Source organism: Candidatus Kosakonia sp. 282A-S69 (assembly GCF_029433855.1).
In the GTDB taxonomy this organism is placed as follows: domain Bacteria; phylum Pseudomonadota; class Gammaproteobacteria; order Enterobacterales; family Enterobacteriaceae; genus Kosakonia; species Kosakonia cowanii_A.
In genome coordinates, this window is the sequence record NZ_JAROAU010000005.1 from 3,139 (window position 1) to 3,385 (window position 247).

Sequence of the window (247 nt, forward strand, 5' to 3'; positions counted from 1 at the left end):
GGCGCTGGTCAACGCGCTGCAATTCGCGCCGGAAACGGTCAACGCCTATGAAATCGGCGCCAAATACGCGACCGGACCGTTTACGCTGACCGCCGCGGCGTTCCTGCAGGACTTCAAGAACTTCCAGCTCAACACGTTCAACGGCACCGTCTTCCTGGTCCAGAACATCAACGGCTGCTCGTCGAACCTCAACGGCGGCGATCGTGACCAGAGCAAATTCGCCGCGGCCGGCAATTACAATGCCGCG

The 247-nt window shown here is 60.7% G+C and carries 1 protein-coding gene; it reads left to right on the forward strand.

The genetic code is table 11. The features are described 5' to 3' along the window. The coding region (locus PU683_RS20785) for a TonB-dependent receptor domain-containing protein (protein WP_277174509.1) at positions 1-247 on the forward strand (247 nt) is incomplete at both ends.